The sequence below is a fragment of the Gracilibacillus halophilus YIM-C55.5 genome (assembly GCF_000359605.1).
GTDB lineage: Bacteria > Bacillota > Bacilli > Bacillales > Amphibacillaceae > Gracilibacillus > Gracilibacillus halophilus.
In genome coordinates, this window is the sequence record NZ_APML01000060.1 from 21,504 (window position 1) to 36,809 (window position 15,306).

The 15,306-nt window shown below is 38.3% G+C and carries 10 protein-coding genes and 1 pseudogene; 9 read left to right on the top strand and 2 right to left on the bottom strand.

The window, feature by feature from the left end; genetic code table 11:
- Nucleotides 1-91 precede the first annotated feature (91 nt).
- From J416_RS12105 to J416_RS12115, 3 genes and pseudogenes are all read left to right on the top strand, one after another.
- Nucleotides 92-1,024, top strand: coding sequence for an NADP-dependent oxidoreductase (locus J416_RS12105; RefSeq protein WP_003472568.1), 933 nt, complete (start codon nucleotides 92-94; stop codon nucleotides 1,022-1,024).
- A gap of 122 nt (nucleotides 1,025-1,146) precedes the next feature.
- Nucleotides 1,147-2,234: pseudogene (locus tag J416_RS12110) on the top strand (NAD(P)-dependent alcohol dehydrogenase).
- Between the two features lie 137 nt (nucleotides 2,235-2,371).
- Nucleotides 2,372-2,848: a cupin domain-containing protein gene (locus J416_RS12115; protein WP_003472577.1), complete on the top strand. Its 477-nt coding sequence runs from the start codon at nucleotides 2,372-2,374 to the stop codon at nucleotides 2,846-2,848.
- Nucleotides 2,849-2,900: 52 nt separating this feature from the next.
- On the opposite strand, the gene J416_RS12120 is transcribed toward J416_RS12115, so the two are convergent.
- Complete coding sequence (locus tag J416_RS12120; RefSeq protein WP_003472579.1) at nucleotides 2,901-4,223, bottom strand: glycosyltransferase family 2 protein; 1,323 nt, start codon at nucleotides 4,221-4,223, stop codon at nucleotides 2,901-2,903.
- A 475-nt stretch (nucleotides 4,224-4,698) separates the two neighbouring features.
- On the opposite strand from J416_RS12120, the gene J416_RS12125 reads away from it, so the two are divergent.
- The 4 genes from J416_RS12125 to J416_RS12140 all read left to right on the top strand — a co-directional run bounded on the left by J416_RS12125 (nucleotide 4,699) and on the right by J416_RS12140 (nucleotide 9,834).
- Complete coding sequence (locus J416_RS12125; RefSeq protein WP_003472581.1) at nucleotides 4,699-5,274, top strand: hypothetical protein; 576 nt, start codon at nucleotides 4,699-4,701, stop codon at nucleotides 5,272-5,274.
- Nucleotides 5,275-5,352: 78 nt separating this feature from the next.
- The gene (locus J416_RS12130) at nucleotides 5,353-5,841 is read left to right on the top strand and encodes a PH domain-containing protein (protein ID WP_003472583.1); all 489 of its coding nucleotides are present in this window, start codon (nucleotides 5,353-5,355) and stop codon (nucleotides 5,839-5,841) included.
- Nucleotides 5,838-7,385 (top strand): PH domain-containing protein, encoded by a 1,548-nt coding sequence (locus J416_RS12135; protein ID WP_003472585.1) that lies wholly within the window; start codon nucleotides 5,838-5,840, stop codon nucleotides 7,383-7,385. The genes J416_RS12130 and J416_RS12135 overlap by 4 nt, the downstream gene beginning before the upstream one ends.
- A gap of 85 nt (nucleotides 7,386-7,470) precedes the next feature.
- The gene (locus J416_RS12140) at nucleotides 7,471-9,834 is read left to right on the top strand and encodes a polyprenyl synthetase family protein (RefSeq protein ID WP_003472588.1); all 2,364 of its coding nucleotides are present in this window, start codon (nucleotides 7,471-7,473) and stop codon (nucleotides 9,832-9,834) included.
- A gap of 29 nt (nucleotides 9,835-9,863) precedes the next feature.
- Here J416_RS12140 and glf read toward each other — a convergent pair whose 3' ends face one another.
- Complete coding sequence (gene glf, locus J416_RS12145) at nucleotides 9,864-10,970, bottom strand: UDP-galactopyranose mutase (RefSeq protein WP_003472590.1); 1,107 nt, start codon at nucleotides 10,968-10,970, stop codon at nucleotides 9,864-9,866.
- A 271-nt stretch (nucleotides 10,971-11,241) separates the two neighbouring features.
- On the opposite strand from glf, the gene J416_RS12150 reads away from it, so the two are divergent.
- The gene (locus J416_RS12150) at nucleotides 11,242-12,114 is read left to right on the top strand and encodes a LysR family transcriptional regulator (RefSeq protein WP_003472593.1); all 873 of its coding nucleotides are present in this window, start codon (nucleotides 11,242-11,244) and stop codon (nucleotides 12,112-12,114) included.
- A 267-nt stretch (nucleotides 12,115-12,381) separates the two neighbouring features.
- Nucleotides 12,382-15,243, top strand: coding sequence for a beta-glucosidase (locus tag J416_RS12155; protein WP_003472596.1), 2,862 nt, complete (start codon nucleotides 12,382-12,384; stop codon nucleotides 15,241-15,243).
- Nucleotides 15,244-15,306: the final 63 nt, after the last annotated feature.

A 15,306-nucleotide genomic window follows, 5' to 3' on the forward strand; every position in this document is an offset into this window, starting at 1 on the left:
GTTCCATTTTTTTCTATGAATGATTAACTTCCCTAAGCAAGATGCTAACGTGTATGTGGTGTGCATGTTAACATTTAGTGGGGTGATAATTATGAAGGCTATTGTGATTAACCAATATGGTGGGAAAGATCAATTAAAAGAAAAGGAAATGGACAAGCCTGTACCTGGTGACAAACAGGTTGTCGTTAAACTACATGCCACTTCAATTAATCCCATTGACTGGAAATTGCGCGAGGGTTATTTGAAAGAAATGCTTACGTTTGATTTCCCAATTATCTTAGGATGGGATGCGGCAGGCGTTATCGACGAAGTAGGCGAAGATGTGCAAGATTTCCAAGTTGGCGATAAAGTTTTCGCCCGTCCTGATACAACGAATAGAGGAACGTATGCTGAATACACAGCAGTTGATGAACATTTGTTAGCAAAGATTCCAGACAATATCGGATATGAAGAAGCAGCTGTTGTGCCTCTGACTGGTTTAACAGCGTACCAATGTTTGTTTGAATTCGGTCGTGTTAAAGAAGGTGACAAGGTACTGATCCATGCAGGGGCTGGTGGTGTTGGCATGTTTGCGATTCAACTTGCCAAACACGCAGGAGCTTTTGTTGCGACAACCGGTAGTACGAAGAATATTGAATTTTTATATTCACTTGGTGCTGATGAAGTGATCGATTATACAAAGCAAGATTTTGATAAAGAACTCACAGACTATGATTTTGTACTGGATGCACTTGGCGGCGAGGTTCTTGAAAGAAGTTTCTCCGTGCTGAAAAGTGGCGGTACACTAGCTTCGATTGCTAGTAAACCAGATGAAGAGAAATCGAAAGAAAAAAATATTACATCTGATTTTATCTGGTTAATTCCAAAAGGTGAAAATCTGAAGAAGTTGGCTGACTTGATGGAACAAGGTCAATTAAGAGTTACTATCGGCCACCAATTCCCATTAACCGAAGAAGGAATCAAGCAAGCACATGAAGTAAGTGAAAGTCATCATGCCAAAGGAAAGATTGTTATAACCATGTAACTGAATAGTGCATCACAACCAGTCGTATAGGAAGCGACTGGTTTTTTTGTACCTAAGAATAAACAGTAGAGCCGAGTACATACTAAACTTGAGAAACTATGTGTAAAGTGAAGGAGGATGTTATGAAAATAAAAGCAGCGGTAACGTATAGTGAAGGTGATGCTTTTGAAATTGAAGAAGTGGATTTACAAGAGCCAAAAGCTAATGAAGTATTAGTTAAAGTCGTCGCATCTGGCATATGTCATACGGATTTAATTGTTCGAGATCAGCATGTACCGGGTCACTTGCCAGCTGTATTAGGACATGAAGGTTCTGGTGTTGTAGAGAAAGTAGGAGAAAATGTAACAGAAGTTGAGCCAGGCGATCATGTTGGGTTGTCTTTTAGCTCATGTGGGAAGTGTGAAAGTTGCAGAAGGGGTGCACCTTACGCCTGTGTCAATATGTTTGAATTGAATTTCGGCGGGAACTTAAATGATGGAACAAAACGTCTGAGTAAAGATGGTCAGGAGTTAGGAACGTTTTTTGGACAATCATCGTTTAGTACATATGCCGTTGCACACGAACGTAATGTGGTAAAAGTTGATTCAGACATTGATCTGAATATTGTCGGCCCATTAGGCTGTGGAATACAAACTGGAAGCGGTGCGGTGCTTGAATATTTGCAACCGGAAGTGGACTCATCTATCACTATTTTTGGATGTGGCACAGTCGGATTAAGCGCTGTGATGGCTGCGAAATTAACGGGAGCTTCGCATATTATTGCGGTCGACTTACAGGAAAATCGGTTGGAATTGGCACAAGAATTAGGGGCTACAGATATCATCAATGGAAATGAAGCGAACGTTGTGGAAACAATCAGAGATATTACCGATGGCGGCGTGAACTATGGTGTTGATACGACAGGAGCACCACCAGTTTTTAAACAGGCGTTGCATTCGCTAGGTGTGCTTGGCCATTTGGTGGTAGTAGGGGCGACAGGTGAAACGGATATTCGTGTCCATGATGATTTAGTACCACCCAATCGAACGGTATCAGGCTGGTAGAAGGTGCAAGTATTCCTAAACTTACCGTGCCAAAACTCATTCGCCTGTATCAAGCAGGAAAATTCCCATTTGATACATTCATCAAGACCTACAAATTTGAAGACATTCAACAAGCGGTAAAAGACACAGAGGAAGGCAGGACTATAAAACCTGTCTTACTCATGTAGGCTCAAACGAGAAAAATAATTGTGACGCTAGAAATAATAATCTCAGGCTAGAAAAATAAGATAATGGTCTCTCCTTCGTACATTTATATGGGTGTTTGCATAAGATGGAATGAGTTTCTTAGAGAGGGGAAAATGCTATGTATCATTCATATGACCAACCATTTTGGCAAAGGCAGATGCAACATCCTTGGGGATATCCGCAACCCTATCAACAACCTCATTGGCAGCATCAATCAATGGATCACGGTGGACGTCCGTTTATCGTCAATATAGAAAAAGCGACAAAACAGAATCAAACATTTCGTACAGCTTTGTGGACGGGGCAACATTTACAAGTCACATTAATGTCTATAGGTGTTGGGGATAGTATCGGTTTAGAGGTGCATCCAGACACTGATCAATTTTTACGCATTGAATCGGGGCAAGGACTTGTGCAAATGGGAGACAGAAAAAACAGGTTAGATTATCAACAATATGTGTTTGAAGATAACGCAATTATGGTTCCAGCTGGTAAATGGCACAATTTAATTAACATAGGGAATCGTCCGTTAAAATTATACTCGATCTATGCCCCACCAGAACACCCATACGGCACCATTCAACCAACAAAATAGAACAGGTTCCTCGTCCTATACTGGGTCGAGGAACCTGTTCTATTGTTTTAAACTATTTCCATTTCCTTTTTAATTTGAAGGTTTCTTGAACATAACCCCAAACTGACACAGGAGCCATTAACATTTGATAGCACAAGGTAAATAAAATAAAACCGCTCATATTTTTTCTAACACGTAGGTTAAGTTCCTTGAACACGCTTTTTTGATAACGGTAGAGGATACCATAACTGATAAAAGTTAGTGGTAATACAAATAATGTCATTGGACCAACAATCCAAAAGTAACCGAATAACGATAAGATGAGACCGGGTAGCCAAAAAAATGTGTATACAACATCCATATAAGGCATGATAAAGTTAATTCCTGTTAAATATTTTGTATAAATTTGCGGTTGTTCCCAAGGTTTGGATAGCTTTAGTGCTTCGACCATGCCACGCGCCCAACGTGAACGCTGCTTAGTAAAATCTCCTACAGATGTCGGTACATCTGTAAAAGCGACGGCTAATGGTTCAAAAAACACTTTCCAACCTTTTCTAAGAAATTTCCACGTCAATACAATATCTTCCCCAATGGCATCAGGCCATCCATCTATGTCTTTTACCGCTTCCGTTTTATAAATGCTAAATGCACCTTGAGCTACGAGTGTACCTTGATATAATCCTTGTAATCGTTTAATTGATGCGATTCCTAAAAAATAATCCCATTCTTGAATTTTGGTCATTAGATTATATCTGCTGTTACGGACGAGCACTGAACCAGCCACAGCACATACATCTGTCGGTGCACTGATGATTCGGGCAACGAGATAACGCACGGCTTTGGAGTGAAGTAACGTATCAGCATCTAATGTAATTAGAAAATCTGATGTCACTTCTTGAATGCCACGATTTAATGCATGAAACTTCCCAGGCTTACTTTCGTGAATCACATGTATATGCATATCAAGATTTTGGGCAGCTTCAAGAGCAATTTCTGCCGTATTATCTGTGGAGCCATTGTCAATAAGAATGACCTGGATCAATGAGCGATAATCCTGATTTTTAATATATTGTAACGTATTTGCAATCGTATCAGCTTCATTACGACATGCGATTAAAATAGAGACAGGTATATCTGGCCATTTTTGTTTAAATGCGGGTTGGCGGTCTAAGATCAATGTGATGACTAAGAATGCATTTAAATAACCAGGAACATAGGCGATTCCACCTATTATAAATAATGCGATTGGAAATGTGAAAATCTCTGCAAGGCTTTGAACCCACGGGAAAGATAAATAAATGGAAAATAACATCCAGCCGATCGCGAAACCATGACTCAGCCAAAACTTCAATTGGACGGGAATGTAAATGGGTTTCTTTTTTCGTTGTTTTCTCATGTTGTTCACCTTTTTGCAAGACAAGTAGACAGGTGTTCTATTCCTTATCTCGATGCTGAATTAGGAAAAATATGTTATAATTGTATAAGATATTATAAATCTATATGATCATTATATTGAATATTTGGCTAAGTGTATAGTGTTTTTTGGATTTGGATAGAGAAGGAGACCTCCGTTCCCATTATGTGAGACGGAGGACCTGTCCTTGCGTCCAATATTAGGATTTAAAAAAATGTTTAGTTTGTGTGATTTCCTGAATTCGTTGTTTTCCTTCCTTTGTTAGATATACGTTTTTATCATTTAATAGTTTTTTTGCTAGATTTGGGGTCATGTCATAGGTGTTTTTGTTAGACAAAAAATCGCCTCCCTTTTTTCCCTATGTCATAGTATATGTAAGACAACAAAAATGAAAAAGGCGGAATAGCCAAGGCATTCATGGATTTTACATCATCAGTAATCGAGAGGAGGTGACTTGATGGGAAGTAATATCATACATATTAGTTTTACCTTGTTATTTCTCAGTATATTCGGGTATTATCTATTTCAATTCATACTTGTATTAGTGAAGATGAAACAACCAGTTCTTCTTCCAGTAACTGAAGAAGAAAGGCAGGGGTTACAATTACAAATGGATCGAAAAATAAATGCGCCTATATATCGACAACAAAAGTTAGGTATCATCCTTATCAGTTTTATTTTTTTGTTCGCTTTGGCATTGTTTTTATGGATAATCTTCAATGGTGATAACCTTTTCGCGGCAGCATACTCCCTTTTTTTGGTTATATCTACAGGCTTAACGAATCTTATCAATCAATTTGCGATTCAACGTGATGGTATCCTGTCTGGAACGACATTTATTCCTTGGGATAAGGTGAAAAGCTTTGAGTTTATTCCGATCGACGTTAACCATAAATATTTTGGCTTTTCAAAAGAAGTGAATCACCAATATGAATTAAAAATAAAAGCCACATGCCGATCGGTGAGTTGTATCGTGCTGACACAAGAGATGAGAGAAAAACTAAGAGAAGAACTGAATCAACATATTTTTTAGTATATATTGAATGTTGATGTACAGATCCGTTTGAGGAAAGATTAGGATCTGTTGTAATGAAAAGAAAGGATGCAATTTATGAATGATCTATTAAGTCAAAAATTGTCTGATAAAGCTCCCAAATTGTGGTTTGTCACCGAGTTACTAGGTAATTTAATCTTTTTCGTGATATTGGGTGTACTCTTTTTTCTTGATACTTACTTCTCATGGGTTTACTGGATCGAATGGATTTTAATGGGGATAACCGTACTAGCTGTCCTTGCTACGATATGGGGCATGATACAGCCAAAATATTTGTATCGAAGTTGGGGCTATCAAGTTGATGAGGAGTTTTTGCAAACGAAGAGAGGCATTTGGAAAGAACACTGGGTGACCATTCCGATGAGCAAAATTCAATCTGTCACAGTGAGCCAAGGACCGTTTCTTCGATATTACGGTCTACGTACGATTCATGTAGAAACGATGGGCTCATCACACAACATCCCAGCGTTAGACGAACAATTGGCCTTGGATGTGCGGGATGATATTGCAAAATTTGCGAAGATAAAGGAAGTCGATCAATCATGAGATATCATCCGCTAACAATACTTTATCAAATGTATCAATTCGTCAAAAATATTCTAGTGTTTGCACTTCTATTATTTTTCGTGAAAGCAGGTTCAGAATTTTGGGTGTTTGAATATGGTAGATATGTATTCGTTTTTGTTCTGATTTGGCGCCCGATTCATATTGTTATCAGTTGGCTGAAAGAAACCTATGAGTGGGAGGATCATACCTTTTATTTACATAAAGGAATTTTTGTGCGCAAGACGGAGACGATTCCGTTTTCTAACATTCAAAATATTACTCGCCACACAACGTTATTTCACAAGTTATTTGGCATGACTTCGATAACGTTTGAAACTGCAATGGATGGAGATGATGATGCGGTTGTCTTTCAAGTTGTAACTGAAAAACAAGCGGAAGATTTACGCCAATTGGTTGAGAAAGATGCCAATTTGAATCATCACATTCATCAACAAGAAGAAGAAAACGTGAGTGAAGAGGAAACAAATAAAGAGTCTACGCATGATGCAAACGTACAAACAGATCATCAAAATGTAACAGAAGATCAATCTGTTATTCATTTTAGGCCGAATAAAAAAGATACGTTAAAAGCGAGTATGACGTCGTTAAGCTTTTTGGCGTTTGTTCCGATTTTGTTCGGTGTAATAGATTATCTACAAGTGCTTTTTTCCGATCGATTCGAGATTGAGGGGATGTTTCGTTTGCTCTCGAATGGTCGATGGATGACGGCAATTGTCATCGTGATAGCTGTTATTGTAGCTGTGATTATCGGTATGGTGAAAACGGTCATTCAATATGGAAGATACGAGATTGCATCGAACGCAACACATATTTTTATCCGTAAAGGTCTATTGGAAGAGAGTGAGTTTTCAATTGAAAAGAAAAAGGTACAAGCTCTTGAAGTAAAACAGCCCTTATTAAAGCGATTGTTCGGTTTGGCTGAAGTCAAATTAGTGAGTAGTTCGAATCCTTCAGGCACTGATGAACAGACAAATGTCAATGCTCTTTATCCATTTTTGCCGATTCGCCAAGCGTATCAAATGATACATGAACTACTTCCTGAGTATCAGGTGTATGAAACGATGCAGCGCTTGCCGAAAAAATCATTATGGGTTCGTCTATTTACGCCAAGTTGGTTTTGGATCATAGTAACGATCGGTTTGTTCATATTTCGACGTCCGATTTTTGGCATTGAACAGGCATGGTGGATGCTATCATTGCTATTGTTTGCCTATATCTATCTGAATCGCTGCCTCGATTATATTCACACGTCTTGTTCCATAAAAGACGACCAGTTTCAACTAAGAAAAGGTGGTCTAACGACGTATTTATTTATCACGAAACGTTCCAAAGTAATTGAAATAGCGGTACAACAAAATCGGTTGCAACGGCTGCTTGATATCGCTACCATTACAACAACCAATCGTTCACAACCGGTGCATACAGAAACCATCAATGATGTACCGTATGGATTTGCTGACGAGTTTAGAACATGGTATCGAAACCGATATCATGAGATTCAACTAGAGAAAATGACTTCCTAGTAATTGTTGTGGATATGGATGCTTATGGTCTGTGTATCAATGTTATAATGAAGTTATTGGATAAAAAAATAGGAGTAATGAAATGATGACAGACCCATGTATGATCAATACTAGCAAGAGTTATATGACAGCAGAGATGAAGGCAAAGCAATATTTTCAAGCATTATCGGAGCGAATCAATCATCAACATTACACGAGTTGTTTCATGGATTATTTTAATGACTGGAAACGGGGTCACTTTTCCCGTACCTTCTCACACTTTTTGAAACTGAAGCGACCATCCGCCCCTCGGAACGATTACCATTCTTATTTGAGATGGTTGGAACGGACAGGGAAGCTTGATGATTATCTTGATCGCAGTATTTCGTATATTTATATGCGAGATCTTGGACAAACACTTGAATCAAACAAGACGCGAGTGAAAATTGATCAAGCTGTTAATCAAGTGAAAAAATATCTGATACAAACGGAACACCAAAATCCTTTTCATATGAAAGAAGTTTATCGTTGGGCGCAGAAAGAGGGGATTGAGTCAACCTTTTTTTGGCTGATGGCTAAATTGCAGTGGGTGTCCAGCGTGTTACCAGATGAAATGGACAAGGAAAATGCGCAACGTAAGCTGATCAAATTAATTGCCGGTGTTGTGATGCAAGAATTGGATGGCATGGACCAAAGCATTCCTTATCAAGAACGATCAAATCGATTGGCCAGAGCGATACGAATAGGTTATTGTTACGGTCTTAGTTATCCGTTTATTGATGATTTGCTTGATGCTAATGTGTTATCAGCACAAGAAAAGGAACAATTTGCGTCGTTTATTCGGACGAGTGTGACGACAGGTGAAGTGCCACCATTAGCAGAATGGAATGGTAATCATTACGAGTTAATGGAAGCGATACATCTTGAATTAAGAGAGGCATTTGCTTATATGAAGGATTATCAAGATGCATCAATGGTAAAAGACTTCTTTGAGCAGTCCTATGTTTTCTTTCATTCACAAGAGATTGATCGCAATAAACATTTGTCGAATACTGAATATACCAATGAAGAGCTATATATTCCCGTTATGATTAAATCGTCTGCATCACGAATGATTGTACGTTACTTTATTGATGGCGCAGATGATCCGGGGCGAGATGAGCGACTCTTTTTTTATGGGATATATAACCAATTGGCCGATGACTTAGCTGATATGGCTGATGATATGGCAACAGGTACGGTGACGCCTTATACATACTACTGGAAGTATCATAAATCGCGGCCTGACCTCATCAACCCTTTTGAACTGTATTGGGCTGTCATTTCGTATTTGATTGACGAAGTGTACCATAAGGATAAGAAATCGCGTGATCTTTTATTAAATCGAGCCATTAACGGGTTAAAGCGATTAAAGGATAAATTGGGTCAAAAACAATATAATCAAATCATGCGAGTGTTTGGGTTGAGCGATCAACGGTTCCAACAAACGATACAACATATGGTACAAAAGGCAAATGATGTTGATTTCTTTGATAAACTGCTACGTGATCATTTTCTACGTACGATACGGACTGAAAAAGAAGACAAAAAAGCTTTCGAATCGACGATTGAATCGGTTCGACAATCAATCAATCAAATGTTATCTATCGACACAAATGAACATGCTATGCTGTGGACCGATCCGATTACAGATGCAGCCAATTATAGTCTAGAAAGTGACGGGAAGCGTATACGACCAATTATGACATGGGTGATGGCTATACAAGCCTATCAATTGGATGAAGATACTATCATCCCATTATTGCGTTCATTGGAATATATGCATACGGCATCACTCATTTATGATGATTTGCCGTCACAAGATAATGCTCCGATTCGACGTGGGCGTCAAACGTTACATGAAGCGTACAATCCGGCTATAGCTGAATTAACGGGATTATTTATGACACAAAGGGCCGTTCAAGAGCAGGCATCGATGTCATCCTTTGATGCAGACACGATTTTAGAGTTAATTACGTATTCGACGCAAACGACGCAAAAGATGTGTAAAGGACAAGCGATAGATTTGGAGTCAAAGAATAAAAGATTAACTGTCGAAGAATTACGCACCATGTGCTTTTATAAAACGGGAATTGGTGTTGAAGCATGCCTAATGATGCCAGCTATCTTAGCAGGAGTATCACAAGACGAACGAGAGGCACTCCAAACATATGCCTATCACACAGGAGTTGCCTTTCAAATTAAAGATGACTTGCTGGATGTTGAAGGGGACCAGATGGCGATAGGGAAACCATCTGGTATTGATCAAACGAATCAAAGTGCGACCTTCGTATCCATATTAGGTATAGAAGGAGCGAAGAAGGAAATGTGGGAACATTATTGCCGAGCCATGGAATCGCTACAAAAAATCCCGCACCACATTAGTTTTTTAAAACAATTTGCCAGTTATATGATCAATCGTGGGGGATAGGTGTTAGTGCGGAGGAGGATGATGGTTTTCTAATTGTCATCAAACTCTTTTCTCACGGTTGCGAGTGCGGCGCCAATCACTTGGTGCATATCATAGTATTTGTAAGTTGCTAATCGACCGCCGAATATGACATTTTCTTCTTGATCAGCTAAGGCTTTGTATTGCTTGTAGCGTTCATTATTTTTCGTATTGTTAATTGGATAGTAAGGTTCATCGCCAGGTTTCCATTCCTGTGGATATTCCTCAGTTATGACCGTTTGATCTTGTGTACCGAATTCAAAATGTTTATGTTCAATAATACGTGTGTACGGTGTCTCGCGATCGGTATAATTAACAACAGCATTTCCTTGATAATTGCTTGTATGCTCTAAACGTTTTGTTTCAAAGTGAAGGCTCCGGTATTCTAGTGTCCCATAGATATAGTCGAAATATTGATCGATCATTCCCGTATACACTGTTTTTTTGGCTAAATTTTTAAATGCTTGTTTCTTATCAAAGTAATCAGTATTCAATTGAACGTCTACATTTTTAAGCATTTGATCAATTATTTTTGTATAACCACCAATCGGAATGCCTTGAAAACGGTCATTAAAATAATTGTTATCAAAGGTGAATCGAACAGGTAAACGTTTAATAATAAACGGTGGTAATTCAGTTGCAGGTCGCCCCCATTGTTTTTCGGTATATCCTTTGATCAGTTTTTCATAAATATCGGAACCTACTAAAGAGATCGCCTGTTCTTCCAAATTGCTAGGTTCGGTAATATGTGCTGCTTGTTTTTGTGTTTCAATTTTTTGCTTCGCTTCGTCAGGGGATGTTACGCCCCATAATTGATAGAATGTGTTCATGTTGAATGGTAGATTATATATCTCCCCTTTATAATTAGCGACAGGTGAATTAGTGTAACGATTAAAGGTAACGAATTGATTCACATAGTTCCATATGTCTTGATTATTTGTATGAAAAATATGAGCGCCATATTTGTGAACTTGGATGCCGTCCATTTCTTCGGTATAGATGTTACCACCAATGTGATTTCGTTTGTCAATGACGAGGCACTTTTTTCCTCTCTTCGTTGCTTCATAAGCAAAAACGGACCCAAACAATCCTGCTCCTACAATGAGGTAGTCATACATAGTAAGCGCTCCTTTAGTTAGAATTTCATAGGACGTATCAACGATTATTTGATGCTGATTTTTAACAAGCCATCATCTATTTATGGTAACCTATACGTTAAATGATGATCTATTGTTTTTATATCAAGATTATTTTTTCATACTCCTAGTCATATATCAACCGAATCATTGAAATGACATAGATTATGACAACAGTATGGTGATCTCGGTTGCATATTTGTGCTATACTGACAACATTACCATTGCGCGTTATGACATGAAAGGATCTTTTATGAATACAGAAGCATTAGAATATTTTATCAAAGTTTATGAGAAAAAGAGTGTTACTGCTGCAGCTAAAGAATTATATATTACACCTCAAGGTATTAGTAAAACGATCAAACAACTAGAACTAGAATTGGAAACTGAATTATTTTATCGAGGACCGCGCGGAGTAGAAGCGACAGAGGCTGGGGAATTATTGCATGCCCGTGCGAGACACTTGAGATACTTAATAGAAGATATAAAAAAAGAAATCAGCATTATCAGTGGTAGTAAGGGAGTATTAAATGTATTGGTAACCTATTCGACGACTTCCGTTTTACCAGTACAAGATTTGTTTCGTTTTTCTGAACAGTATCCCGATATTCAAATGAAATTAAAAGAGTATCCCGACGAACATCCAATTCAACAACTTTTTGAGGAAGAAGTCGATGTTGGCATTGTAATGGAACCTTATAACATTGATAACTGTGAGTATGAAATCATTGCGCATGGGGAAGTCGTCTTAGTTGTTTCGCATCACCATCCACTTGCAAAAAAAGATGAAGTGTCGATTGCTGATTTAGAAGAAGAGTCTATTGTTCTTAAAGCAGTCGAGAGCGAGCAAGAGCATATATTCATGGAGAAGTGTTTTGACTATGGTTTTACACCAAATGTGATCCATGAATTTGGTAGTATTTTAACAGCACATCGTTTATGTGAAATGAATGATTATGTAGGCGTTTCGATTGATTTCGTGGAAGAATCTGTACAAAATCCAAAGTTAAAAACGATTCGAATCAGTGAATCGGTACCTCAAAATGTTTATTTAGTCTATCGCAAACGTGGTATTCAATCCAAAGCAGTTGCTTTATTTCAACAATACATAAGAGATATCATGTAATAGTCGTTTTAAAGGAATCACATAACCTTAAAACGACTATTTTTTTCTAATATATAACACCATTCCGGTATGTATTCAACCGTTCGTTACTACCTCCTAACTTTTCGTTGATAGTCATTTGATACGCAATACGTTAATCTAAATATACAGTCGTGAAAACAGATACAAGTCACGCCTGTATGACATTTGTTCAGGGGGGAACTACATGAGTAATGCGAGAGGAAGCAAGAAGAAAGTTTGGACAATATGGCTGATTAGCTTAGCCTTATGATTGGTACAGCAATTACTGTGTCTTTTGTAAGCGTTCCAGAAATGGTGAAAATCTTACTTATCGGTGTCATCATTCTTGCAATAGGTATTGTTATTTTTGGATTTATATGGGCAAGAAAGCATACGCCGAAGAGAAAAGGAAGAAGAAGAGTTTTATTTGCTTTGTTAAGTGTAGGTTTAATCGCAATTATTGTATTAAATGGAGCTGTTTATAACTATCATGTCGTCATTAACCAATACTTAACAAAAGTGGATATGGATGAAGAGGAGTTAGCGAAAGTAACAGAAGACGCTCGAGGCATTACAGAGAAAATTGAAGATGAGGGGATTGTTCTATTAGAAAATAAAAATAATGCTCTTCCACTGAATCAATCAAATGAAACAGAAACAAATATTAATGTCTTTGGTCAAGCTTCGGTGAAGATGGTTTATGGTGGAAGCGGTTCAGGTTCTGGTGACGAAAGTGAAAACGTTACACTGCAACAAGGTCTTGAAAATGCCGGTTTCAACGTGAACGATGAATTAACAGAATTTTATGAAGAACATAAGCCTGAAGAGGAAGAAGAAGATGTGTTTAACTTGGATGGTGGGGACTATCGATTAAGTGAACCAGCAACCAGTGATTTCTCTGAGGAAATGTTAACGAATGCAGAAGAGTTTTCAGATGTGGCACTTATTACTTTATCACGAGCTGGCGGTGAAGGTGGTGATCTTCCGTTTGAAACGTCAGAGTATGGAGGAACAGAGGATCGTCATTATTTAGAAATTTCTGAAGCAGAAGAAACCATGATTGAAATGGTTAAAGAAATGGATTTTGAAAAAGTTGTTGTCATGATCAATTCGAGTCATGCCATGGAACTTGAATTTTTAGAAGATGAGGGAATTGACGCCGCTATGGTCATAGGTGGCCCAGGATCCACTGGCAATAATAGTGTTGGCAAAGTATTAGCTGGAACAGTGAATCCTTCAGGGCGATTAGTGAACACTTATGCTTATGATGCGACATCATCCCCAGCCTATTATAACGCAGGTGATTTTAAATATTCGAATACTGAGCACACTTCAGTCGACAAGTTCGGTGAAGAAAGTCAAAAGTATCATACGTTTTTAAATTATCAAGAAGGCATTTATGTAGGTTATCGCTATTATGAAACACGTTATGTCGATAATCAAACAGGTGAAGTTGATGAAGAAGCTTATGAAAATGCCGTGCAATATCCATTTGGTTATGGTCTCAGTTATACCGATTTTACGCAAGAAATTACAAACTATCAGTCAAATGGAGATACGATTACCGTTGATGTGGAAGTAACGAATACAGGTAATGAAGCAGGTAAAGAAGTCGTACAAGTGTATTATACACCGCCATATGATGAAGGTGGTATTGAGAAATCGCATGTCGAACTTGGTGCCTTTGATAAAACAGAAATGTTAGAACCTGGTTCGTCTGAAACCGTTACATTAGAGATTGCCGCGGAAGATATGGCTTCTTATGACTATCAGAATGAAGAAGCTTATGTGTTGGAAGAAGGAACATATGATATTAAATTAATGAATAACGCTCATGACGTACTGGATACAAGAGAGTATGAAGTAGGAGAAACTATTGTCTATAACGAAGGAAACAAACGCGCTTCTGATCAAGTAGTTGCAACCAATCAATTTGAAGATGCTCAAGGTGACATTCAATATGTATCACGAGCAGATTGGGAAGGTACTTTGCCGACACAACGTACACAGGATAAGGAGGCATCTCCTGAATTAGTTGAAGCATTAGAAACCAATCCAATCGAAGATAATCCAGAAGACGAAGATATTACATTTGCCGATCACGGATTGGAATTAGCAGATATGAAGGGATTGGATTATGATGATCCCAAATGGCAGGATTTACTTGAACAAATATCTGTTGATGAAATGGCTCGTCTGATCGGTTATGGCGGTTATGAAACACAAGAAGTTGAATCGATTAATAAACCAGCAACAACCGATTTAGATGGACCAGCAGGGATCAATGATCTGCTTAGCGGCGTGAATGGCGTACAATATATGACTGAAGTCGTATTAGGTTCTACGTGGAATGTTGATCTTGCGGAGAAGATGGGTGAATACTTAGCGAATGAAGCCACTGTATACGGTGTTAGCGGTATTTATGCACCTGCTATGAACATTCATCGTACACCATTTTCAGGAAGAAACTTTGAATACTATTCTGAAGATCCATTTATCTCTGGAAAAATGGGCGCAGCAACTGTGAAAGGTGCCATGGATCAAGGTGTTTATACGTATATTAAACACTATGCATTAAACGACCAAGAAACAAACCGTGATGGTGTAGCCGTTTGGTCTAATGAACAAGCCATTCGCGAAATCTATTTAAAAGCCTTTGAATTACCTGTGAAAGAAGGCGGTTCTACAGCGATTATGTCTTCCTTTAATCGACTGGGTACGTTATGGGCTGGTGACCATTATGGATTGTTGACAACCGTTCTTCGTGATGAGTGGGGATTTGAAGGAATGGTAATAACCGATTGGGATCAATTTCCACATATGAGTCCAGATAGCGCAATTCGTGCTGGTAATGATCTAATGCTGACAACGCTAGGTGACGAACCGACAGAATTAAGTACAGAAACAAATACGGGTAGACAGGCGATGCGACAAGCAACTCACAACATTTTATATACAGTTGCTAATAGTAATGCGCTAGAAATTAATCAAAAATCTTATCCAAATTGGCTATTGTTGTTAGGACTGGGGGATATTATTCTACTCACTCTATTATCACTCGGATTCTACAAATTGACACATCGAAAAAACAAACAAGCTGATGCAGTTGAAAAGGTCGCAAATCAATAGCAAATAATCAAAATTAGCTTTAGACAGCCCACTCTGGTGCTGTCTAAAGCAAAAAAGAGGTAT